The organism is Bradyrhizobium liaoningense (assembly GCF_018130955.1).
Taxonomy (GTDB): domain Bacteria; phylum Pseudomonadota; class Alphaproteobacteria; order Rhizobiales; family Xanthobacteraceae; genus Bradyrhizobium; species Bradyrhizobium liaoningense_C.
Genome location: NZ_JAFCJM010000013.1, coordinates 114,863 through 136,383, shown reverse-complemented (window position 1 = coordinate 136,383; position 21,521 = coordinate 114,863). Strand labels below are relative to the sequence as shown.

Annotated in this window: 18 protein-coding genes and 1 pseudogene; 12 read left to right on the top strand and 7 right to left on the bottom strand. The window is 62.7% G+C overall.

Annotation, left to right across the window (positions count from 1 at the left end):
• Positions 1–5: 5 nt before the first annotated feature.
• The 3 genes from JQ632_RS13805 to JQ632_RS13795 all read right to left on the bottom strand — a co-directional run bounded on the left by JQ632_RS13805 (position 6) and on the right by JQ632_RS13795 (position 4,540).
• Positions 6–1,466: a GH1 family beta-glucosidase gene (locus JQ632_RS13805; protein WP_212402875.1), complete on the bottom strand. Its 1,461-nt coding sequence runs from the start codon at positions 1,464–1,466 to the stop codon at positions 6–8.
• A 184-nt stretch (positions 1,467–1,650) separates the two neighbouring features.
• On the bottom strand, positions 1,651–4,182 hold the full coding sequence (locus tag JQ632_RS13800; RefSeq protein ID WP_212402874.1) for a hypothetical protein: 2,532 nt from the start codon (positions 4,180–4,182) through the stop codon (positions 1,651–1,653).
• Positions 4,183–4,369: 187 nt separating this feature from the next.
• Positions 4,370–4,540, bottom strand: coding sequence for a hypothetical protein (locus tag JQ632_RS13795; RefSeq protein WP_212402873.1), 171 nt, complete (start codon positions 4,538–4,540; stop codon positions 4,370–4,372).
• A 393-nt stretch (positions 4,541–4,933) separates the two neighbouring features.
• Here JQ632_RS13795 and JQ632_RS13790 point away from each other — a divergent pair, with 393 nt between their 5' ends.
• Together JQ632_RS13790 and JQ632_RS13785 are read left to right on the top strand one after the other, a co-directional pair.
• Positions 4,934–5,596 carry a VIT1/CCC1 transporter family protein gene (locus JQ632_RS13790; protein ID WP_212402872.1) on the top strand — a complete coding sequence of 221 codons (663 nt, stop codon included), beginning with the start codon at positions 4,934–4,936 and terminating at the stop codon, positions 5,594–5,596.
• A gap of 155 nt (positions 5,597–5,751) precedes the next feature.
• Positions 5,752–6,543 carry a TorF family putative porin gene (locus JQ632_RS13785; protein WP_212402871.1) on the top strand — a complete coding sequence of 264 codons (792 nt, stop codon included), beginning with the start codon at positions 5,752–5,754 and terminating at the stop codon, positions 6,541–6,543.
• Positions 6,544–7,078: 535 nt separating this feature from the next.
• Here JQ632_RS13785 and JQ632_RS13780 read toward each other — a convergent pair.
• Complete coding sequence (locus JQ632_RS13780) at positions 7,079–7,897, bottom strand: Crp/Fnr family transcriptional regulator (protein ID WP_212402870.1); 819 nt, start codon at positions 7,895–7,897, stop codon at positions 7,079–7,081.
• A 274-nt stretch (positions 7,898–8,171) separates the two neighbouring features.
• On the opposite strand from JQ632_RS13780, the gene JQ632_RS13775 reads away from it, so the two are divergent.
• The 3 genes and pseudogenes from JQ632_RS13775 to JQ632_RS13765 all read left to right on the top strand — a co-directional run bounded on the left by JQ632_RS13775 (position 8,172) and on the right by JQ632_RS13765 (position 10,556).
• Positions 8,172–8,696: an AAA family ATPase gene (locus JQ632_RS13775; RefSeq protein WP_212402869.1), complete on the top strand. Its 525-nt coding sequence runs from the start codon at positions 8,172–8,174 to the stop codon at positions 8,694–8,696.
• Between the two features lie 162 nt (positions 8,697–8,858).
• Positions 8,859–9,748, top strand: a pseudogene (locus JQ632_RS13770) (adenylate cyclase 3); the annotation flags it as partial.
• Between the two features lie 313 nt (positions 9,749–10,061).
• Positions 10,062–10,556, top strand: coding sequence for a septal ring lytic transglycosylase RlpA family protein (locus JQ632_RS13765; protein ID WP_212402868.1), 495 nt, complete (start codon positions 10,062–10,064; stop codon positions 10,554–10,556).
• A 27-nt stretch (positions 10,557–10,583) separates the two neighbouring features.
• Here JQ632_RS13765 and JQ632_RS13760 read toward each other — a convergent pair whose 3' ends face one another.
• Together JQ632_RS13760 and JQ632_RS13755 are read right to left on the bottom strand one after the other, a co-directional pair.
• The gene (locus JQ632_RS13760; RefSeq protein ID WP_212402867.1) at positions 10,584–13,007 is read right to left on the bottom strand and encodes a TonB-dependent receptor; all 2,424 of its coding nucleotides are present in this window, start codon (positions 13,005–13,007) and stop codon (positions 10,584–10,586) included.
• A 158-nt stretch (positions 13,008–13,165) separates the two neighbouring features.
• Positions 13,166–14,518, bottom strand: coding sequence for an ATP-binding protein (locus JQ632_RS13755; protein ID WP_212402866.1), 1,353 nt, complete (start codon positions 14,516–14,518; stop codon positions 13,166–13,168).
• A 139-nt stretch (positions 14,519–14,657) separates the two neighbouring features.
• On the opposite strand from JQ632_RS13755, the gene JQ632_RS13750 reads away from it, so the two are divergent.
• The gene (locus JQ632_RS13750) at positions 14,658–15,278 is read left to right on the top strand and encodes a response regulator transcription factor (RefSeq protein ID WP_212402865.1); all 621 of its coding nucleotides are present in this window, start codon (positions 14,658–14,660) and stop codon (positions 15,276–15,278) included.
• A 70-nt stretch (positions 15,279–15,348) separates the two neighbouring features.
• The gene (fghA, locus tag JQ632_RS13745; protein WP_212402864.1) at positions 15,349–16,194 is read left to right on the top strand and encodes an S-formylglutathione hydrolase; all 846 of its coding nucleotides are present in this window, start codon (positions 15,349–15,351) and stop codon (positions 16,192–16,194) included.
• A gap of 201 nt (positions 16,195–16,395) precedes the next feature.
• On the opposite strand, the gene JQ632_RS13740 is transcribed toward fghA, so the two are convergent.
• Positions 16,396–16,899, bottom strand: a complete 504-nt coding sequence (locus JQ632_RS13740; protein WP_212402863.1) for a DUF3280 domain-containing protein — start codon at positions 16,897–16,899, stop codon at positions 16,396–16,398.
• A 127-nt stretch (positions 16,900–17,026) separates the two neighbouring features.
• Here JQ632_RS13740 and JQ632_RS13735 point away from each other — a divergent pair, with 127 nt between their 5' ends.
• Genes JQ632_RS13735 through JQ632_RS13715 form a run of 5 tightly spaced genes read left to right on the top strand, consistent with a single transcriptional unit; the run spans position 17,027 to position 21,462 of the window.
• The gene (locus JQ632_RS13735; RefSeq protein ID WP_212402862.1) at positions 17,027–18,208 is read left to right on the top strand and encodes an ABC transporter substrate-binding protein; all 1,182 of its coding nucleotides are present in this window, start codon (positions 17,027–17,029) and stop codon (positions 18,206–18,208) included.
• A gap of 8 nt (positions 18,209–18,216) precedes the next feature.
• A complete protein-coding gene (locus tag JQ632_RS13730; RefSeq protein WP_212402861.1) occupies positions 18,217–19,185 on the top strand; it encodes a YVTN family beta-propeller repeat protein in 969 nt (322 codons plus the stop codon).
• Positions 19,182–19,991: an ABC transporter ATP-binding protein gene (locus JQ632_RS13725; protein ID WP_212402860.1), complete on the top strand. Its 810-nt coding sequence runs from the start codon at positions 19,182–19,184 to the stop codon at positions 19,989–19,991. The genes JQ632_RS13730 and JQ632_RS13725 overlap by 4 nt, the downstream gene beginning before the upstream one ends.
• Positions 19,988–20,851, top strand: a complete 864-nt coding sequence (locus JQ632_RS13720; protein ID WP_212402859.1) for an ABC transporter permease — start codon at positions 19,988–19,990, stop codon at positions 20,849–20,851. Before JQ632_RS13725 ends, JQ632_RS13720 begins: the two co-directional genes overlap by 4 nt.
• Positions 20,848–21,462 carry a hypothetical protein gene (locus tag JQ632_RS13715; RefSeq protein ID WP_212402858.1) on the top strand — a complete coding sequence of 205 codons (615 nt, stop codon included), beginning with the start codon at positions 20,848–20,850 and terminating at the stop codon, positions 21,460–21,462. The genes JQ632_RS13720 and JQ632_RS13715 overlap by 4 nt, the downstream gene beginning before the upstream one ends.
• Positions 21,463–21,521: the final 59 nt, after the last annotated feature.

Genomic DNA, 21,521 nt, shown 5'->3' with positions numbered 1-21,521 from the left:
CGCCGTCACACCCCCGCCGCGTTCCTCGCGATGACGTTGCGATAAAAACTCGCGCTCAGTTTTGGCGTGCGCACCTGGGTGTCGAAATTGACGTGGTACAGGCCAAAACGCTTGTTGAGCCCGAACACCCACTCAAAATTGTCCATCAGGCTCCACAGGAAATAGCCACGCACCGGCACGCCTTCGGCGGTGGCGCGCTGGAGCTGCGCCAGATAGTTGCGCAAATACATGATGCGGTCGGTGTCGAAAATCTTGCCGTCGGCCGTCACCTCGTCCTCGCCGGACGTGCCGTTCTCGCTGATATAGATCGGGCCGGTCTTCCAGATTTTTGCCGCCAGCTTCGGCACCCAGTAGATCGTCTCCGGGCCGATGCGCAGCCAGTTCGAGTTCATGTGCGGGAAGGATTTTGGGATCGGCAGCAGCGAGAAGCCAGGCTCCTTGTCGGAGGCGATGATGTAGTGCTGGGGCGCGTAGATGTTGAGGCCGAGGAAATCGACCGGCGAGGAGATAACCTTCAACTCCTCCGCCGTGTACTTTGGCGCATTGGCGCCGGCGAATTTGAGGAAGGCGTCGGTGTATTTGCCCTCCAGGATGACGTTGAGATAGCTGGCGTTCAGTTCACGCAGCGCGATCTCGGTGGCGCGGACGTTTTCCGGCGTGTCGATCGCGGGAATGCAGGCATCGATGTTCTCGGCGGGCCCGACCCTTGTGCCGCGGCGGCCGTTGGCGCGCACCGCCTGCACGGCAAGGCCGTGCGCGAGTGCGCTGTTGTGCCTGACCTGGTTGACCTCGGCCTGCGACAACGTCAACCCCGGCGCGTCGATGCCGCTGCCATAGCCGAAATAGACGAACCGGCCGCTCTCGTTCAGTGTGAACACGTTCTTGACGCGATCGGTCAGGTGCCGTGCGACATAGGCCGAATAATCGCCAAAAGCCTTGCAGGTCTCGGCCGACCGCCAGCCGCCAAAGCGGTCTTGCAGCGATTGCGGCAGGTCCCAATGATAGAGCGTCAGCCACGGCTCAATGCCGTTCCGCAAGCATTCGTCGATCAGGCGGTTGTAGAAGTCGAGCCCTTTTGGGTTCGGCTTGCCGTCACCGTCCGGAAACACCCGCGGCCAGGCCACCGAAAAGCGATACGCCTTGCAGCCGAGATCGGCGATCAGGCGGATGTCGTCCTTGTAGCGATGATAGTGCTCGTTGGCACGGTCGCCATTGCTGCCGTCCTCGATCTTGCCGGGCACGCGGGTGAAGGTGTCCCAGATCGACGGCCCTCGCCCATCCTCGGTAACGGCGCCCTCGACCTGATAGGACGAGGTCGCGGTGCCCCAGAGGAAACCCGCCGGAAAGCCGCCGGCGTTGCGCGGCGCGGCTGCCGGCTTTGCCTCCACGACTTGCGGAGCTGCCAACCCGGCCGCGGACAATCCCGCGATCTTCGCAAACTCGCGACGCGAGACCTCGTCCGACATCAATGCTTCTCCGACAACCGGCTGTTCCTGTTCCGGCAGGCACAATGACCAGTCTCGGGCGATTTGAGAAGTGCCGTTCGCGCCCTGTTCGAACGCGTCTCCAGCTTTCGCTCAAGTCTGCTTAGCCGCTCATCGTCTGCCTTTTGAGGCGACAATGAGACCGCTGAAGCAAACTTGTATTTCCTTATTGGAGCGAAATCTCGTACACGCCTCTCCCGTGCGTCGCCGCTCGCAATAGCCGCTGTGTTGGGTGAATTTGCAGATCGAAAACCGGCGCATCGGGCAACCCGTTCTCCAGCGGATTCCAATTGAGCCCACCGTCGGGAGAATGCCAGACGCCGACATCAGCGCCGACATAGAGGTTGTTGGGGGCTATCCGGTCAACGGCCAGGGCGTTATGCTCAACGTCAAGGAGGCCGGTCCCGCCGGTGCCACTGCGAACGTCCCAGCGTGTCCCGTCGAAATGCCACACTCTGCGACGATCTCCGAGTCCCCCAAAGGTGACATAGACGGAGGCGTTGCTCGCATCGGCCCAGTCCACCGCAACATCGGCGATGAGACCCGATACTCCGAGCGGCGCGGCGGGCGCGTCGTCGAGCCGCGCAATCTGCCAAGCATTGCCCGAGCGATCCGCTCGAAACACTTGGCCGCGCGTCGTCCCGATGAACAGACGGTTTGCCGAGGCAAAAGCTAGTGCGAACGCGTCACCCGTCGAAGCCCCACCAGGGAGAGTGATCGGCGAGAGCCAATTGCTCGCGAAATTATTCGATAGATATACGAGCTGACCAGCCCCGACCGCCACCAAGTCTGCGCTGGATGGGCTTGAAGGATTGTACGGCACACCGACAATCGGTTGCGTCATCGTCGCCCAACCGAAGTTCCATACCGGAGTCCACCCCGCGTGCGATGTGCCGCCGGTCGTAGAGCGATACACGACCCCATTCATGTACACGAGCACTTGGTTGGTATTATTCCAGTTGATCAAGCAGTAACCACCATCTCCACCGCTGACATGCGTCCAGATCGGTCCCGACGCCGTCCGCGCCGTGCCGTTATCTTGCAGACCACTGAACAGGATATTGGGATCCGTTGGATGCTGCGCGATAAAATTGCTGCAGAGGCACGCGAGCCCGTTATTTTGACTTACGAACTCACCGCTGCCTTTGGGGTCGCGGTTGAGAAATACTCCACCGTCGCATCCGCACCACAGCTCGTTCGGATCACCGGGCGTGTGGCAGATGACGTGAATATCGGCGTGGGCATGAGTACCGATCGATACCGAGTTGCTCACCTTGTAAGCAGAGCCGCTCGCCCGAATGCTGCAACGCCAGATCGATCCGCCCCACGGCGGGGCGTCCATGCGATCGCCGCCGAGGTAGATCAGGTTTGCATCGGCAGGATCAACGATGATCGTCAGGTCGTAGTCCCCCTGACCTCCGGGCAGCACGTTCGGCACAGCGTCAACGCGTTTCCAAGCCTGAGTCACGCCATCAAGGCGATACACGCCCTGGAGCGATCCGCTCGAGGTCGCAACAAATGCATAGACGCGATCTGGCTTATCTGGTTGTACCGCAAGTGCTATGCGCCCGATGCCGGCTGTTGGGAAATTGGTGCCGGCGCCAGCCCAGGTTGCTCCTCCGTCGTCCGAATACACGACCGTTGATGGCGAGGGACCCTGTCCCCACTCAGCACCAAAGAATCGTGTCGTGCCGGCGCTCGATGCGGCAACGACGCTCGCGTGCACTCCGGGGCGCACCTGCACCCATTGAAATTGACCACCAGTCTGAGGTACGCGGCGGTAAAGCCCAACGGTCGTGGCGCCAACTACATTCTCACGATTGCCGGGATCGACGGCGAGCGCGAAGAAGGCCTCACCCGCAAGGTCGGGCGAGCTCGGTTCGACGTTCCAATTCGCGCCCCCGTCATCGGTGCGGATCACACCGAGCCCCCGGTAGGCTGGAAGGGCTCCTGTTACGCGAGAGCGGAAAAGCTGCAGCGTGTCCCCTTCGCCGGTTCCAACATAGACGCGGTTCGAGTCTGCGAGGTCGATTGCGATCGCTCCGCAGACCAAGCTTGCAGTGGCAAAATTCGTGGGATCCAAGTCGAAACGGTCCATCATGGACCGCCACGTTGTACCGCCGTCGGCGGAGCGAAATACGCCGCCGTTGGCCGACGCGGCATAAACGACCGCACCGCCCGGCGCAACCGCAAGACGCGAGACACGCCCCGCAACCGGTTGATTGCCGACGGTCTGGCCATCTATCACGACGCTCGGGCCCAGCGGAAGCCAATTGCGCGCACCTGGAACAAATGGCGCCGGCGGGGCGCCCGCTGCCGACGGCGGCGCTGCGACCGCCACGGCCTTGCGTTGCTTATATTCGAGGAGAACGTCGCGCCATATTGCGGGCGGGGCCGGCGCGATCAGGGTCCTGCTCCTCGAATCAAGACTGCTTGCAGTTGTCGTGATGGCCGAGCGCGACGTTGCGCCCCGCGCTTCCAGTGGCGTGTAGCTCGACTCCAGCATCGGGAGCAGCCACTCGAGTGGCCCGCTTCCATCTGTCTTCTTTTTCTTCTTCTTTGCAGCGACCTTTTGCTTGCTAAGCCTGAGCGGCTTGAATGAGGGAGCGGCAGGTGCAGCAGCGCGTCTGGTCTTGCGCGCATATCGCTTGGGGGATGTTGGGGAGGAGCTTCGCTTCCGTTTTGTCGACTTGCTCATCTGAACGACCTCGCGCTATCAGGCGACTTTGTCCATTCACGACACGCGGTAGGAAGTGCAGCAATGGGCGCGCTGAGCAGCTGCCCTTGCTCAGTCAGAACAGTCAGTATCAAGGACCGGGTCGAGCACCTTCGGCCATTTCAAGAATTCGGATCTGCTATTGCCGCGCCCCATCCTTGGGTTGCAATCACGCGCGCTTGCTCAGCCCCAGCAGATTTCGGACGTAGCCTCTTGCCTTGGGCACACGAGCAAAAATAACAATTGCAACGACCACGCAGGCGGCAAAAACAATCATCGCCTCAGCAGTGCCGTCACCTCCATCGGGGCTAAAGCCCAACAACTGTTCTATCCAATCCATCTTCCACTCCCTTCGTACTGGCTTGCGCATTTTGCGACGTTCAAGACCAAGCATCTGGCAGCAGGTTCTCGCTCTGCATCATCTCCATTTTCAATTCGTGCTGGGCAAGCAACGCTTCCAGGCCGCCCCATCTGAACGCAACCTATAATACTATACAGCGCGTCTTGCCACCACAGAATAATGCTCACCCTTCCGGATCGCTCGTTTTCGTGCTGGGCGGCGTTCTCTCATCGTGCTTGTCAAGTACGAGCCGGGCGCACATCGCGCGAGCGAGGCGCCCTGGGGGGCGGTACGCTTGATCTAGATCAAGCTTGCCGGCGCGTTCTTCGACGTGGCTCAAGCTTTGCGTGGAAAGTTGATTCATCAGCAGCGACCAACGGGCGTCTTACCGGGATGTCAGAGGTTTCAGAATCTCTCTTCGCTAACGTCCTTGATCCGATGGAACGGATCTCGGAGACTTTATTCGGGCTGATCATGGCCCTCACCTTCATCTGCTCGCTCGGCGTCGCGACCGGGGCTGACATCAACGTTCAGACGATGCTGATCGGTGCGCTCGGCTGCAATCTCGCCTGGGGCATTGTTGACGGCGGTCTTTATCTGCTGGCGCGCATCAACGACCGGGGAGCCAAAATTCTGACCCTCCGCGCGATACGACGGGCGCCCGATGCCGAAACGGCGCGGCGCGTCATTGCCGAGGCATTGCCGGAGGAATTATCGGCAATCCCGCCTGCGGAGCAGTTGGAGTCGATGCGGCAAAGATTGCAGCAAATGCCCGAGGCCTCTCCCGGTCCACGGCTGACCAAGCGCGACTGGACCGGCGCGTTGGGCCTTTGCCTGCTAAGCTTTGTTTCGACATTCCCGGTGGTAATCCCGTTCCTGGTCCTGAGCGACGCCAGATTGGCGCTGCGTGTGTCCTACGCCGTGGCTATCGTGATGCTGTTCTGCTGTGGTTACGTGTTCGGATTTCATAGCGGGTTGCGGCCCTGGGCGACGGGACTTGCGATGGTGGCTGTCGGTAGTGCGCTGGTTGGTGTCGCGGTAGCCCTGGGAGGATAACGGACTGTGGAACGGCGAGACGGAGCATCGGTCCGACGTGTACGCGGCGCCTCAATCGCTGTGCTGGTCGGATTTTTGCTGACACCCGTGACCGGCGGTCTGGCGCTAGCCGAACCCCCCGCTCAGGGCGGTGCGATTGGCCTTGGCAACCGCGGATGGTCGGCGGCCGACACCGATCACGCAACGTCCGCGAACGAATTCGAATTCAGCGCCCGCGCGGGCTTGCATCCGACTATATTTATCGCGGGACCACGCTGTCCGATCATGGGCCCGCGGCCGGCGCCGCCTTCGAAACAAGATGGGGCCTACTCTACGCCGGCACCACGGTCGCCACCGTCAAGCTGCCGACCCAGCCAGCCGCCGAGTTCACCTTTGCTGCGGGTATGCGCCCGAAGATAGCAACGATCGATTTCGATCTTGGGGTCACCTATTTCGCTTATCCCGGTGAAAGACTTCCTGGCGAGACCAACGGCATCAACTACTGGGAGGCCGTTGTCCGCGGCGATCGACGCATCGGCGAACAGATCCGCGTCGCCGCCGGCTACGCCTATTCTCCAAATGTCTCGAACACCGGCGCCTGGAGTCAATATGTGGCGGGCGGGGTTGGCTTCGACATGCCGGCCCGGCTGCTGCCGCAGAACCTGACCATATCGTTCACCGCCGCTGCCGGCTATTCCTGGTTCGGCAATCAGGCTTCGCAACTCGGCGGCTTCCCGCTTCCCGCCTATCTCAATTGGCAAGCGGGCGTCACCTTCACACACAAGGCGTTCAACCTCGACCTGCGCTACTACGACACCAACCTGTCGAAGGAAAACTGCTTCGTCTTTACCGGCGATCCAAATGCGCGGCCAGGCGGCCGCGTTAATCTCGTCCCCAACCCGGATGGCCTGACCTCGAACTGGTGCAGCGCGACATTCGTCGCCAAGGCCTGGTTCGCGTTCAATTAGACTTGCCTACCCCCCGAGACACTCGTCACAAGTCAGCTCTGGATCGGAAGCGAAGATAAGGCGAGGCGAGTTTTACCTCCACCAAGGTCTGCGTAGACCGGATGGGACCTCCCGAAGAAATTGGCCTGCGTCAATGGCGGATCATCGCATCGCGTATCAAGCATCTTGAGACCTGCCGGCTGCAGTAGAGCAGGCATTTGTTCTGGCGGCCTCCCAGGTCACCTGCCCCTCCTGTCCTGTCGGCGCAGTTGCCCAGGCAATTCACGTTTCTGTCCTCACATTGCAGCGGGGTCGCCATTCCCACTGGTGCGTTGAGGAGCACGCCGGTGCCTATGATCGCGATCGCGAAGAGAAGGTGCCGTGTCATCGTCGAACCTCCCGAGAAACGCGCGGGCCGCTCCAAATGCCGATCTCTCGACAGGGAAGCCGCGCGGAGCCCGACGCCAAAGAGACTGAACGTCGAATTTGCCTTTGTTGATCCAGATCAACGGACGTCGAGACTGGGGTACTCGGCTCGCCCAACCCAGTGGCAGATTTAGGCGAGATCGCCCTTCGCGGACTGCTCCGCGGCCTTCTGTTGCGCGACGATGCCCTCCAGCCGTGCGATGTTCTCCAGGAGGCGCTGGCTGGTGAGGACGAGGAAATAATAGCCGAACTGCGGATTCTGGAAGTAGATCTCGAGCAGCCGCTCGTAGGTGATGGTCAGCACCTGCGCGTCTTCCAGGCACTCGATCGTTCCGGTGCGCCGGTTGTTCGGCGTCAGGAAGCCGAGCTCGCCCATAAGACGTCCGGGCGGCAGCTCGACGCCGATTTCCTTGACCAGGAACTTGCCCGTGACGGTCAGGAGCATTTCGTTGGCGGGATCGCCCTTCTTGAAGAGAACGTCGCCCTTGCGATATTTGCGCTCGGTCATGAACGGCTTCAGCCACTCCATCGACATGTCGCCCTGCGTCGCCGTGCGCGCCTTCTTGATCAGCTTGAGCATCTGGCGCAGCCGGATGGCGTTGATCGGCAGCGACAGGAGGTACAAAGCCAACGTGCCGACGTTTCCCGACAAGGCGCCGAAGGCCGCGAGGAAGGTGGCGCCGCACATGTTCGCGATGCGCAAGGGCACCATGGTCTGCATCAGCAGCGTCGCCACGAAGAAGACCGCGCCGATCACGGCGAACATGTTGGCCAGCGTGATGTTGGCCAGAAAGATCTCCAGCAGGCGGTTGAACAGCGCCTCATAGGTGATGTTGTTGGGGTCGAGTCCGATCTGGACCAGGATCTTCGCGACCCGCAGATTGTCCGCGGCCGTATCGAGGATGCGGTTCAGGATCGAAGAAATATCGACAGTGCTGCCAGCTAACATTTCATCCCCGCGCCTACGCCGGATCGTTCGCCGTTATAGTGGAACCAGGATACCAACCGCTTGAATAAATTTACGGATCGTCCGTTGCAATCGATCTTACCCTTCGCCCGGGCAATTATCTGCCCTCCCATGGTCGTGGGCCCGGTCGCCGGAGTCCGTTCCGATCGAATCGGAACGGGGGCTCTAGATTCTTGTTTTGACGCGTTTTTTTGACGCGTTTTCTCAACCGGTATCCACTTTGCTCGAAAACAATCCAGCGGCCCTCAGATCCGTCATGAAATATGAACAGCAACCGCCGATATTGGTCGTGTTTGGAGGACGACCCGGGACCGGCAAGACGACCCTTGCCCGCAAATTGACCATGCGGCTCGGGGCAACCTATCTCCGAATCGACGCGATCGAGCAGGCCATGCAGGCAGCGGGGCTCACGGTCGGCGAGACCGGCTACGCCATTGCCAACGCTTTGGCGGCCGAAAACCTGAAGCCGGGGCGCATCGTGATCGTGGACTGCGTCAATCCTGTGCTTGCGAGCCGCACCGGATGGCGCAAGACGGCAGCGCAAAACGCGGCGCGTCTCGTCGAAATCGAGCTCGTCTGCAGCGACCCCGCCCTGCACCGCCGGCGCGCGGAAGACCGCCTCCCCGACATCGGCGGCCACAAGCTGCCCGCCTGGGATGAGATCATGAGCCGGGACTATGAACCCTGGGATCGGGAGCATCTCGTCCTCGACACGGCCGCAGGCACGCTCGATCGTCTGGTCGAGCGCGCAGAGGCCTATGTTCGCGGCGACATCGATTAGATCGGTGACCTCCATCTGCTTATGTTTGGCTGACGGCTACCGCGAGCTCGTGGATGCTTGACGGCCTGCTTACATTTTCCTGAGCGGGAGCCTATTCTTGCGCTTTCCGGCGGCTTCAAAAACCCCGACCGGCGATCGGGCCCACCCGAGGGATTTCGCGCCTTGCGCTATCTCTTCAAGGACTACGTATTTGATACTGACCGGCGCGAGCTGTACCGCGGCGCCGACCTGGTCCCGATGGCGCCACAGGTCTTTGATCTGCTCGACTGAGATCCGCAACAGGGAGCGCGTCGTCAGCAAGGACGATGCCGTTTGGAATGGGCGCAGCATTTCGGATGCAGCACTGACGACTCGGCTCAATGCCGCTCGAGGCGCGGTTGGCGATTCCGGAGAAGAACAGCGTCTGATCAAGACGTTGCCGCGCAAGGGATTCCGTTTCGTCGGGCAGGTGCGAGAGGCTGCCATCCCAAGTCACGGAGATGCATCAGAGAGCGCTCTCGCAATTCCCGATAAGCCGTCTATCGCAGTGCTACCGTTCGAAAACATGAGCGGCGATCCCGAACAGGAGTATTTTGCCGATGGAATGGTCGAGGAGGTCATCACCGCACTCTCGTAGTTCAAATGGCTGTTCGTAATCGCTCGAAATTCCAGCTTCACCTTCAAAGGCAAGGCCACCGACATCAAGGAGGTCGGGCGCAGGCTTGGCGTTCGATATGTGCTTGAGGGATCGGTGCGCAAGGCCTCGGGCAAAGTCCGCATCGCAGGGCAGTTGATCGATGCGGCAACTGGCGCTCACGTCTGGGCAGGCAGGTTCGAGCGTGACCTGACTGATGTCTTCGCTCTGCAGGACGAAGTGACGGTCGCCGTTGTCTCTGCCATCGAGCCCAAACTATTCAAGGCCGGAATAGCGATGGCAACGCGGCGACGACCGGAGGACCTCACGGCCTATGATTTCTGCCTTCGGGCCATGCATCAATATTACGCGCGAAGGCTTGGCCGAGGCGATCAGATTGTGTCATCGCGCTCTGGAGCTAAACTCACAGCTCGGATCAAAGCGGGGCTGCCCGAATAAGTACGAGCTGATCGAACGTCCGCTTCTTGAGCGGCCAACGGAAGTAAAAGGGGCAGTAAAAGGGCAGTATCGGCACGACCGTGGAATTACTGTCGGTCACGCTACTGACGCATTCCCTGTATTAACCGGTGAAAACTAGAACACTGTGTGGAACCTCCCAGGTTCTCACAACGGTTCCGTCGCCGGAATTGGCACGAATCCGCAACGAATAGGCACGAGTTCGCAACGCTCCAGCGTTCGCTCGACGCTTTTCTGCGGCTTCGGGAACTACGATCACAGAAAATCGAGGATCTATGATGCTGTTCTGCTCGAGCGCCGCAGTTTGCGGCGCCGTGGTTGCGCTTGCCGTTTCAGTTACCGCTGCTCGCTGTGAAGCAAGTGGAGTTCATTCAAGCGCTGTCGTCAACGAGGCTTGCGGAGATGCGATCGTTGGCGCAGCGTCCATGTACAATCCATTCAAGCCCGGACGGCAGGAGGGCGGTCCGGACACAGCCTCCGGCGAGCGCTATGATCCCTCTGTTTGGGCGGCCGCCATCAAGACCAGCTTGCGTCAGAAATTTGGTGGCGTTCAATTTGGCGCGCGGCCGAAATTTGCCCTCGTCGAGGCTGTCGGCAAGAAAGTCATCGTCAAGATCAATGACGTGGGCCCACTCGTGCCTGGCCGCATCATTGATCTCAATGAACGGACGATGCGCCATTTCGATCCGAGCCTGGAGCTCGGGGTCATCTCCGGCGTAAAGGTCAGGCCACTGGCCGGTGATTATTGGATCCCCGGGCCGGTTGGCTGAAGCAAAACATCAGGGACTTCTCGCTCCTCAGAACGTCACCCTCATGCCGGCGTAGAGCGCGCGGGGCCTTGCCGGGCTCAGCGAGCGCGGGTCGTTGAAGGCGGCGCCGCCATTGGTGAAGTTGGGCACGGCGGTGGTGTCGAAGAACTGGCCGTAGGTGGCGTAGCGATTGTCAAAAATGTTGTCGATGCGGCCATAGAACGTGACGTTCTTGGTGACCTGATACGAGGAATGCACGTTGAACACGGTGTAGGACGGCAGCTTTGCGAACTGGTTGGACTCGTCGCCGACAAAATACTGGCTGGAGACGAACAGCGCGTTGCCGCCGACCTTCCAGGCATCGGTCAGCGCGTATTCGACGCCGACCTTGACGCGGTGGCGCGGCACCGCGGGGATCTGGTTGCCGGGCGACACCTGGATGTTGCCGTCGGCGTCGGCGAACGGGCTGTTGGAGCCGAGCGTCAACGCATCGAGGAAGCGCGCATCGATGAACGCGTAGCTCGCGCTGAACGTCAGCGTCGGCGACTTGATGTTGACCTCGGCCTCGAGCCCCTGGCGGCGGGTCGAGCCGACGTTCTGGAAATAGCCGAAGCCGGTCCGCCCCGGCACGGGAACGGCGAGGATGTCGTCGTAATTGGTGGCGCGGAAGCCGCCGATCTTCCAGCCAAGCGTGCCGATGTTCAGCTCCTTGGTGCCGCGCAGGCCCGCTTCGACGGTTTTGGACACCACCTGCTTCAAGGGCGGGTCCGAAACCAGAAATGCCGCGAGGAGGCAGGGCCTGAGGGGATCGGCGCAACCGAGCTCGAGCGGTGTCGGCACGCGGTTGGCCTCGGAGTAGCCGGCATAGGCGGTCAATTCCGGCGTGAACTTGTAGGTGCCGCCGATGACAGGATTGAAGCGATTAAAACTGTGGTCGCCGTTGAGCGCGGTGCCGAGCTGATCCTCAAGCGAGATGCGCGCGGCGTTGAAGCGGCCGCCGCCGGTGATCGCGAAGGCGTCCGTGACGTTGAACGTGTCCATCGCGTACAGGCCGTTATATTGATTGACGGTCCGCAGCGAGACAGGACCGGCGACCGGGTCTGGTGTGCCGGTCGGTCCCAGGAAGATGCCGCTGCCGGTGACGACGTAGTTTTCGCCGATCGTACCGATCTCTGCGGTAGCGTTGTAGCGCGTGACGCTGGCGTCATAGCTGGCCCCGACCACGAAGCGGTTATCATGCCCGAGCAGCTGATCGGTGTTGGTGGCCTGCCCCGACACACCGAAGGTGGTCGAGCGGATCGAGCCCCGGTCGATCTCGCCGAGGATCGTCCCCGTCGGGAAGGGATTGGCAAGCTGTACGCCGTTCACGCCATTTGCGGGCGTCGTGTCATTGCCAAAGCACAGCAGCCCCGCAATGGCGCATTCCTGCACGTCGGTCGGATTGCCGTCGACGACATTCTGCTCGAACCTGCGCACATGCGCCGTGCCTTCGAAGGTCCAGGTCGGCGTGGCCTCGACCTTGCCGGTGAGGTTGAGATAGCCGACGCGGTTTGCGGTGGTCTGCGGCGTGGTGTAGGTCGCGCCCCAATATTGCTGGAGGAGTTCGGCAGGGACGGTGGCGCTGGCGCCAAAATTGTTCTTGGCGGCGCCGATATTGACGTGGAATTCGGCGTTCTCGTTCCTGTAGCCGACATCGCTGTAGAAACGGCGCACGTCGGACTGCGAAAAATTGCGAAAGCCGTTGTCGTGCAGGCCTTCGAGCGCGGCATAGACGGCGTAGTTCTTGTCGACGGTCTTGCCCCACTGCGCCGAGCCCTGGATGCGACCGAACGAGCCGCCCATGACGTCGATCTCGGCGCCCTGATAGGTAAAGCCGTCCTTCATCTGGAGATTGATCGCACCGCCCAGCGCATTGAGGCCGAAGGCGGGATTGTTGGTCACGAGCGTGACCGACCGGATCGCGGCGGTCGGGATCAGGTCCCAGTTCATCGCATCCGAAAAGGCTTCATTGATGCGGACGCCGTTCTGGTAGACCGCAAGCCCCTGCGGCGTACCCGTCACCGGCGAGGCAACGAAGCCGCGGAATTCGACGTCCGGGGTGAACGGATTACCGGTCACCTCGGAGATGTTGACGCCGGCGATGTTGTCGCGCAGCGCGTCGGTGACGTTCATCGAGCCGGTGCGCTTGATCTGGGTGGCATCGACCGCGTTGATGCTGGACGGGACCTTGTCGACGTCGAGGCCTTTGCTGGTGCCCGGCGAGGTCGGGTAGACGTAGAGCCGGGTCCGCGGAGCGGCAACGCGGGTCGGCATTCGCGGCGCGCTGCGCCGCGTCGAGGGTGGCGGCGCCGAGACCTCGACCGGCGGTAAATTCTGGACGTTGGTTTCCTCCTCCTGTGCGGCGAGCGCCGCATCAAGCCCCAACACAAGCCCCGTCGTCACAGAAGCAATCAACAGACGTCGCGCGCCCATACCCCGGTCGTCCCATTCATCCCAATCGCTTACGGCTTGTTCTGAACAATGCCGTTTCGCTTGAAGGAAGTGTAGTCGGCAGGTCCGATCGCACCAGCCCCAAAAGGTCGGAGGAAATTCGCACCCATCTTCCCGACGAAATCGGGAATTTTTCCCGATCAGGCCGCGGCGGTCGGAACCAGCGCCTCCACGGTCACGCCGCCCTCGCCCGAGGCCACGTTCAGCGTGCCGCCCAGCGCTAGAATCCGCTCGCGCATGCCGACGAGGCCGAAGCCGAGTTTTTGGCCCGGCTCCATGCCGCGGCCATTGTCGCGGACGCGTACCCGCGCGCAGCCGCGTCCGTCGCGCGCGCCGCCGGGCTCGATCGTGACGTCGACCGATGTCGCACCGGCGTGGCGGAATACGTTGGTGAGCGCCTCCTGCACGATGCGGTAGATGGTGAGATCAGCGGTCTCGCCGGTCGGCCCCAGCGCCGGCGAAATCGTGGTCGCGATGGTGACGTCGGGATGCGACTCCCGCCACAGCCGAGAGAGCGATTCCAGCGCCTGGCGCAGGCCGAGCTCGGCCAGGCCCACCGGCCGCAAGCGCTCCAGCACGCGGCGATTGAACTGCTGGAGCGAATTGAGCTGTTCGAGGATCGCCGCGCCGTGCTTGCGCAGGGCCTCCGCGCCCGGCTCGCGCGCCTCGGACAGCTTTGCCAGTGCCGTGGCGTGGGCGCGCAGCGAGAACAGATACGGCCCGAACTCGTCGTGCAGCTCGCGCGCGATTTCCTTGCGCTCGATGTCCTGGAGCGACACCGCGCGCTCGGCGAGCCGGCGCTTCTCCTCGACCGCCTCCCCCAAGGTCGCGGCGAGATGATTGAGCTTGGTGCAGATGGCGGCGAGCTCGGGTGCACCGCCAGGCTCAACGCGGGCGTCGTAACGGCCGGCTTCGAGCTCGGTCATCGCCTGCGACAGCGATTGCAGCGGCGCCAGCGCGCGGCCGACGACCGTCATCATCACCAGGAACAGGGCCAGCGCGACAACCGAGCCGACCTCGAGCTGGGTCAGGATACCGTCCCAGATCTCGGCGATCTCGTCGTTCGGGTGCGAGGTGATCACCAGCGAGCCGGGCTTGCCATGGATGGACACGGGAACACTGACCGCGGTCTGCTCGGGATGAACCAGGCTGACGAACCAGGCCGGCGGCGCGCGCCCATCGTCGCTCTCACCGGTCCGCGGCGGCGTCAGCGCGTTTCCGGTCTCGTCCCGCAGCGCGATCGAGACATGGCGCAGCCGCGTGAGGTCGCGCGCGATCTGGTTCAGCTTGGCGTCCGGATCCGGCGCCTCCTTCAGATCGGCCACGATCATCTCGATGAATTCGCGCGCCAGGCGGATGACGCTCTGGTCCTCGGCCTGGACGCGCGGCCCCGCCTCCGCGACCTGCCGCGCGATGTTCACCGCGAGCCCCAGCGCCAGCAACAGCGCCAGCAACAGGTTGATGCGCCCGCGCAAGGATAGATTTTGCCACATTGGTTTCGCCCGTTACCTCTGACGCCTGTCTGACCAACATTGACAGACCCGAAACGCCCGATATCTAATCGAAAGCGTACAGCAATCCCGGCCCGATGCGACGCAAAAAGGGCTAGCGGGGCTGTCCGAGGAAACGCCAATGCGCATTCTGATCGTCGACGATCATCCCATCGTCGCCTCCGGCTGCCGTGCCGTGCTGGCCGACGAGGGCGAGATCGAGATTTTGGAGGCCGCCGACGCCGAAGACGGCGAGTGCGTGTTCATCGTCGAACGTCCCGACCTCTGCGTGATCGACATCAATTTGCCCACCGTCTCCGGCTTCGAGCTCGCGCGCCGCATCCTCGAACGCGCGCCCGAGGCGCGCATCATCATGTTCAGCATGAACGACGATCCCGCCTTCGCCGCGCGCGCGATCGAATGCGGCGCCAAGGGCTACGTCTCCAAGACCGGCGACCCCAACGACCTCGTGGAGGCGATCCGCGCCGTCGGCAATGGCGAGACCTATCTGCCGAGCGCGATGGCGCGCAGCATCGCCTTTGCGGGACCGGCGCTGGCGCAAAACCCGCTGTCGAAACTGAATGCGCGGGAGATGGAAATTCTAAGACTGCTCAGTGCCGGGAAAAGTCTTTCCGAGATTGCCTGGCTGGTGCAGTCCTCCTACAAGACGGTGGCCAACACCTCCTCCATCATGCGCCAGAAGCTCGGGGTAAAAACCTCCGTCGAGCTGGTGCGGCTGGCGATCGACAGCGGCGTGGCCTGACATCGCCACACATTCGGTCATACAAGCGTTGCAATCATCATGTGGTTAAGGCGCCACGGAGTTTTCTGACATGACGATCCAGACTGTCTCGACCAACAAATCCTATGGCGGTGTGCAGGGCGTGTACCGCCATGCCAGCGCCGAGACCAAGACCGACATGACGTTCTCGGTCTATGTGCCGCCGCACGCGGACGGTGCCAAGCTGCCGGTGGTCTGGTATCTCTCCGGCCTGACCTGCACCCATGCCAACGTCACCGAAAAGGGCGAATTCCGCCGCGCCTGCGCCGAGCTCGGCTTGATTTTCGTCGCGCCCGACACCAGCCCGCGCGGCGCGGACGTGCCTGGCGATGCCAACAACGCCTATGATTTCGGCCTTGGCGCCGGCTTCTATGTCGACGCCACGCAAGAGCCGTTTGCGCGCAATTACCGCATGTGGAGCTACGTCACCGACGAGCTGCCAAAGCTCGTCGCCGCGAACTTCCCGGTCGATGCCAAACGGCAATCGGTGATGGGGCATTCGATGGGCGGCCACGGCGCACTGACCGTCGCGCTACGCAACCCACACCGCTATCGCGCCGCCAGCGCCTTTGCGCCAATTGTGGCGCCGTCGCAGGTGCCCTGGGGCACCAAGGCGCTCGGCGGCTATCTCGGCCCCGACAAGGACGCCTGGCGCGCGCATGATACCGTGGCGCTGATCGAGGACGGCGCGAAATTCTCGGGCTTCCTGGTGGATCAAGGCGAGGCCGACAATTTCCTGAAGGAGCAGCTTCGCCCCGAGCTGCTGCAGGCGGCCTGCACCAAGGCCAACATCCCGCTGACGCTGCGCCGTCAGGCCGGTTACGACCACAGCTATTACTTTATCTCGACATTCATGAGCGACCATCTGCACTGGCACGCGGCCAGGCTGACGGCGTGATCTGATCGCGGCCCGCGAGAACGGCTCTCGCTTACCCTCCCCTGGAGGGGGAGGGTCGGCACGCGATCGAGCAAAGCGAGATTGCGTGACGGGGTGGGGTGATCTCTCCACTCGGGCAGTGCTCGATGCGGAGAGACCGTCACCCCACCCCGCTCGCGCTTCGCGCGATTCCCCTACCCTCCAGGGGAGGGTAAGTGGCCCCTACTCCGGTCGCCCGTAATTCGGTGCAAGCAGGCGGTTGCGGATGAGATAGCTCATGGTGCGGGTCCAGGATTCATCGGTGTTGCCGCGCATGTCGGCACTGGCGACGGTGACCATGTTTCCGGTCTTCACGTCGCGCAGGTAGATGTTGAGGTTGATGATCAGGTTCGAGACCTTCTGCACCACGCCGGTGATCTCGAGATCGGCACCCAATTGTCCGGCGAGCTTCAGGTCACAGCCGCCGCAGGCCTGCAAATTGCTGTGATGGGCGGCATCCCTGACCGGCGCGATGTCGAGCACCGTAAACTTGCCGGACTTCGCCAGCTCCTGGCGCAACTGCTCGCTGATGCGATCGAGCCGTACCAGTTCCGGCTTCGAACCGTAGAATTCGCCCGGCAGGCTGGTATCGATCAGCTCGAAATCGAACACCGCAAGCTTTGGCGGATCGGCTGACGCGGCCGAGCTCGCGAGCAACAATGAGGCGACAAGCAGCAACGCTCGCATGATCGTGATTCCGGTCTCCAACGTCGCGATGACGAAATGCGGGGTTGCAAGCTAAGCCAAATCGGTCATGTTTCAAGGCAGGAAATGCCTCCACCAGCACAAGGCGGGGAGGACGCGAGGAGGAAACATGATCCGATGGTTGGTCGGCCTGCTGGCTTTAAGTCTTGCGGCGACGCAGACGCTCGCGGCCGACTCGACCGACATCGGCATCGGCTATCTCGGCCGCGCCGGCGTCAAGCAGACGCTGTCGCTGGTCGAGCAGCCGGCGGACAATGACGGCATCGCAGGCGCCCGCCTCGCCATCGACGACAACAACACGACCGGTAAATTCCTCAACCAGCGTTTCAAGCTCGAGGAGCGCCGTCTGAAGGACGGCGAGGACGCCGCGAAGGCGGCCACCGAGCTCGCCGAGCGCAACAGTTTTATCGTCGCCGACCTGCCGGCGGACGCGCTGCTCAAGGCCGCCGATGCGCTCCGCGACCGCGGCACGTTGCTCCTCAATGCCGGCGCCATCGACGAGCGGCTGCGCGAGGCTGATTGCCGCGCCAATGTCATCCACACGGCACCGACGCGCGCCATGCTCGCCGACGCGCTCGGTCAGTATCTGGTGTGGAAGCAGTGGAAGCGCTGGCTGCTGGTCGTCGGCTCGCATGACGAGGACAAGTTGTTTGCGGACGCGCTCCGCCGCACGGCGACGCGCTTCGGCGCAAAGATTGTGCAGGAGCGCACCTTCGAGGATGCCGGCGGCGCCCGCCGCACCGATTCCGGCGTGACGCTGATCCAGCGCCAGATGCCAGTGTTCACCCAGCAGGCGCCCGCCTATGACGTGCTGGTTGCGGCCGACGAGAGCGAAGTGTTCGCCAACTACCTGCCCTACCGCACCTGGGATCCCCGCCCCGTCGCGGGCTCGGCCGGCCTCGTGCCGCGGAGCTGGGACGCGGCGCAGGACCAATGGGGTGCGGTGCAGATGCAGAACCGCTTCATCAAGCTCAATCAGCGCCGCATGACCGCGCTGGACATGCAGGCATGGACCGCCGTGCGCATCATCGGCGAGGCCACCTCGCGCACCAATTCGGGCGACACCAAGAAGGTCACCGACTTCATTAGGGGACCGGACTTTTCGGTCGCTGCCTTCAAGGGCACAAGGTTGACGCTGCGCGACTGGAACCTGCAGCTGCGCCAGCCGATTCTGCTGGTCGATGGCCGCATGGTGGTGTCGGTCTCGCCGCAGGAAGGTTTTTTGCACCAGGTCTCGGAGCTCGATACGCTCGGCTATGACCGTCCGGAGAGCAAATGCAAATTGAAGTGAGGACACGTATGTCGCGCATCTGGCGTGTTGGCCTGCTCTCCGCAACTATGCTTGCGGCCGCACCCGCGCACGCGTTCATCGCCTATGTCTCGAACGAGAAGAGCAACACGGTGTCGGTCATCGACACCGAGAGCTGGACTGTGGTCAAGACTATCAAAGTTGGGCAGCGGCCGCGCGGCATCGATTTCACGCGCGACGGCAAGTTCGTGATGGTCGCGGTCGGCGACGACGACACCATTCAGGTGATCGACGCCAAGACGCAGGCCATCGTCGACAGCCTGCCGTCCGGGCCCGATCCTGAACTATTCGCGCAGGATGCCGCCGGCAAGGTGCTCTATGTCGCCAACGAGAACGACAACACGGTCACCGTGATCGATCTCGAAAAGCGCGTGCGCCTCGGCGACATCCAGGTCGGCGTCGAGCCGGAGGGCATGACCATCAGCCCCGACGGCAAGACCCTGATCAACACGTCGGAAACGACCAACATGGCGCATTTCATCGACACCGCCACGCGCCAGATCGTCGCCAACGTGCTGGTCGACGCCCGGCCGCGCTTTGCCGAGTTCAAGCATGACAGCTCGGAGCTGTGGATTTCCTCCGAGATCGGCGGCACGGTCTCAATCATCGACCCCAGGAAGCATGAGGTGATCGGCAAGGTCACCTTCGAGATTCCGGGCCTGCGGAAAGAGGCGATCCAGCCGGTCGGCATCGGCATGACCAAAGACGACAAGACCGCCTTCGTCGCGCTCGGCCCCGCCAACCGCATCGCGGTCGTCGACACCGCCACGCGCAAGGTGACAAAGTACCTGCTGGTCGGTCAGCGGGTCTGGCACTTGGCCTTCACGCCGGACGAAAAATATCTCCTCACCACCAACGGCGTCTCCAACGACGTCTCGGTGATTGACGTCGCCGCCCAAAAGGTGATCAAGACCATCCAGGTCGGCGAGCTGCCCTGGGGTATTGCGATCGCGCCATGACGACACCTGCGCCCATCACTGAATCCCGCGTGACCGCACCGGCATCGGATGCGGCCGCGGTGGCGGCGCTGTCGATCGACGGCGTCAGCCATTCCTACGGAGCGCGCCGGGCGCTGATGGATGTCAGCTTCAATGTCGCGCCTGCGAGTTTTACGGCGCTACTCGGGCTCAACGGCGCCGGCAAGAGCACGCTGTTCTCGCTCATCACGCGCCTGTTCGGCATCCAGTCCGGCCGCGTTTCGATCTTCGGCCACGACATCAGCCGCGCGCCCGGCGAGGCGCTACGGCTGCTCGGCGTCGTATTCCAGCAGCGGACGCTCGACCTCGACCTCTCGCTGACGCAGAACCTGCTGTATCACGCCGCCCTGCACGGCATCGGCCGCCGCGAGGCCGCTGCGCGCGCCGCTGAGCTGCTTGGCCGCATCGGGCTTACCGACCGCGCGGCTAGCAAGGTGCGCGATCTCTCGGGTGGGCAGATGCGGCGGCTCGAGATCGCGCGCGCGCTGCTGCACCGGCCACGCCTGCTGCTTTTGGACGAGCCGACCGTCGGGCTCGACGTCAAGGCGCGCGCCGACATCATCAGTCATGTCCGGCAGCTCGTCTCCGAACAGGGCATCGGCGTGCTCTGGGCCACGCATCTTTTCGACGAGATCACGGCCAGCGACGACCTCGTGGTGCTGCACCAGGGCAAGGTGCTGGCAAAAGGCGCCGTCGCGCGCGTGCTGAGCGAAGCCGGCGCGCAGGACGTTAATTCCGCCTTCATGCGCCTGACAGGCGCGCAAACCATGCCGGGAGGCGGCGCATGAGCAGCATCACGGCCCAAGATTCTAGAGCCCATCACGCCCCGCGCGGCTTCTCGCTGTCGGAGTACATGACGTGCCTTGCCGGCATCGTCTGGCGCGAGGGCCTGCGCTTCCTGCATCAGCGCGAGCGCTTCGTCTCCGCGCTGGTGCGCCCGCTGGTCTGGCTGTTCATCTTCGCCGCCGGCTTCCGCCAGGTGCTCGGCATCTCCATCATCCCGCCCTACGAGACCTATATCCTCTACGAGGTCTATATCGCGCCGGGCCTGATGGCGATGATCCAGCTCTTCAACGGCATGCAGTCCTCGCTCTCAATGGTCTATGACCGCGAGATGGGCAACATGCGCACTCTGCTGGTGAGCCCGCTGCCGCGCTGGTTCCTGCTGTTCTGCAAGCTGCTCGCCGGCACCGCAGTTTCGCTGCTGCAGGTCTATGCATTCCTGCTGATCGCCTGGTTCTGGGACATTTCGCCGCCGCCGTTCGGCTACCTCACCGTCCTGCCGGCGCTGATCCTGTCCGGGCTGATGCTGGGCTCGCTCGGAATGTTGATCTCCTCCGGCATCAAGCAGCTCGAGAACTTTGCCGGCGTCATGAACTTCGTGATCTTTCCGATGTTCTTCGCCTCCTCCGCCCTCTACCCGCTCTGGCGGGTGCAGGAAGGCAGCCCCTACCTCTATTACCTCTGCCAGGCCAATCCGTTCACGCATGCGGTCGAGCTGATCCGCTTTGCGTTCTACGGGCAGGTCAACTGGATCTCGCTGGCGGTGGTCGCGACCTGCACAATCGTCTTCATGATCGGCGCGATCTATGCCTATGATCCGTCGCGCGGGCTGGCACGGCGCGGCCCTGCGGGAGGCGAAGGATGAACTTGCGGATTTTGCTCACGGCCGCATTGGCGCTCGCAATGACGAGCGGAGGCAGCCGCGCGGCCGATCCGCGCTATCCGGACTGGCCCTGCACGCAAGCCAAGGTTCCCGAGATTTCGCTTGCCGCCGTGTGGGCGGGCCCGGCGCTCGACGACGTGCAGAACAGCTGGAAGGACGACGCCAAGGTCAGCGCATTGGTCTCAAAGCTATCGGCGCGCAAGACGCCGATCGACGAGGCGGAGAAGTCAGTGAAAGACTTTCTGGCCGCCTCTGCTACCGACAAGACGGCCAATGCCAAGTTGCTGTTCGCCGGCCTGTTCGACACGCTCAACGCCCAGCGCTCCCAGGTCATGAACGGGCTTGAACGAGTCAGCCGCAAGCAGCGCGAGGCCGCCGACAAGATCCGCGAGGAGACGCTTCAGCTTCAGGCGCTCCAGGGCACAACACCGCGCGATGAGGCCAAGGTCGAGGCCCTTAGCAACGACCTGATCTGGAAGACCCGCATTTTCGAGGACCGCCACAAGGTGGTGCGATTCGTCTGCGAGGTGCCGACCGCGATCGACCAGCGCCTGTTCGCGCTCGGACGCGTGATCCAGCAGGAAATGGAATAGCGTCAGCCTCGCTGACGGCTCCCGGACAAGTTCCCGCCATCCCATCGCAGTCGTTATCC

What these genes read in the sequence shown, in the direction of transcription:
- JQ632_RS13740 (WP_212402863.1), bottom strand. Translation starts at nt 16,899, where the DNA reads ATGCGAGCGTTGCTGCTTGTCGCCTCATTGTTGCTCGCGAGCTCGGCC.
- JQ632_RS13805 (WP_212402875.1), bottom strand. Translation starts at nt 1,466, where the DNA reads ATGTCGGACGAGGTCTCGCGTCGCGAGTTTGCGAAGATCGCGGGATTG.
- JQ632_RS13725 (WP_212402860.1), top strand. Translation starts at nt 19,182, where the DNA reads ATGACGACACCTGCGCCCATCACTGAATCCCGCGTGACCGCACCGGCA.
- JQ632_RS13760 (WP_212402867.1), bottom strand. Translation starts at nt 13,007, where the DNA reads ATGGGCGCGCGACGTCTGTTGATTGCTTCTGTGACGACGGGGCTTGTG.
- JQ632_RS13765 (WP_212402868.1), top strand. Translation starts at nt 10,062, where the DNA reads ATGATGCTGTTCTGCTCGAGCGCCGCAGTTTGCGGCGCCGTGGTTGCG.
- JQ632_RS13715 (WP_212402858.1), top strand. Translation starts at nt 20,848, where the DNA reads ATGAACTTGCGGATTTTGCTCACGGCCGCATTGGCGCTCGCAATGACG.
- fghA (WP_212402864.1), top strand. Translation starts at nt 15,349, where the DNA reads ATGACGATCCAGACTGTCTCGACCAACAAATCCTATGGCGGTGTGCAG.
- JQ632_RS13755 (WP_212402866.1), bottom strand. Translation starts at nt 14,518, where the DNA reads ATGTGGCAAAATCTATCCTTGCGCGGGCGCATCAACCTGTTGCTGGCG.
- JQ632_RS13780 (WP_212402870.1), bottom strand. Translation starts at nt 7,897, where the DNA reads ATGTTAGCTGGCAGCACTGTCGATATTTCTTCGATCCTGAACCGCATC.
- JQ632_RS13785 (WP_212402871.1), top strand. Translation starts at nt 5,752, where the DNA reads ATGGTCGGCGGCCGACACCGATCACGCAACGTCCGCGAACGAATTCGA.
- JQ632_RS13730 (WP_212402861.1), top strand. Translation starts at nt 18,217, where the DNA reads ATGTCGCGCATCTGGCGTGTTGGCCTGCTCTCCGCAACTATGCTTGCG.
- JQ632_RS13750 (WP_212402865.1), top strand. Translation starts at nt 14,658, where the DNA reads ATGCGCATTCTGATCGTCGACGATCATCCCATCGTCGCCTCCGGCTGC.
- JQ632_RS13795 (WP_212402873.1), bottom strand. Translation starts at nt 4,540, where the DNA reads ATGGATTGGATAGAACAGTTGTTGGGCTTTAGCCCCGATGGAGGTGAC.
- JQ632_RS13790 (WP_212402872.1), top strand. Translation starts at nt 4,934, where the DNA reads ATGTCAGAGGTTTCAGAATCTCTCTTCGCTAACGTCCTTGATCCGATG.
- JQ632_RS13800 (WP_212402874.1), bottom strand. Translation starts at nt 4,182, where the DNA reads ATGAGCAAGTCGACAAAACGGAAGCGAAGCTCCTCCCCAACATCCCCC.
- JQ632_RS13735 (WP_212402862.1), top strand. Translation starts at nt 17,027, where the DNA reads ATGATCCGATGGTTGGTCGGCCTGCTGGCTTTAAGTCTTGCGGCGACG.
- JQ632_RS13720 (WP_212402859.1), top strand. Translation starts at nt 19,988, where the DNA reads ATGAGCAGCATCACGGCCCAAGATTCTAGAGCCCATCACGCCCCGCGC.
- JQ632_RS13775 (WP_212402869.1), top strand. Translation starts at nt 8,172, where the DNA reads ATGAAATATGAACAGCAACCGCCGATATTGGTCGTGTTTGGAGGACGA.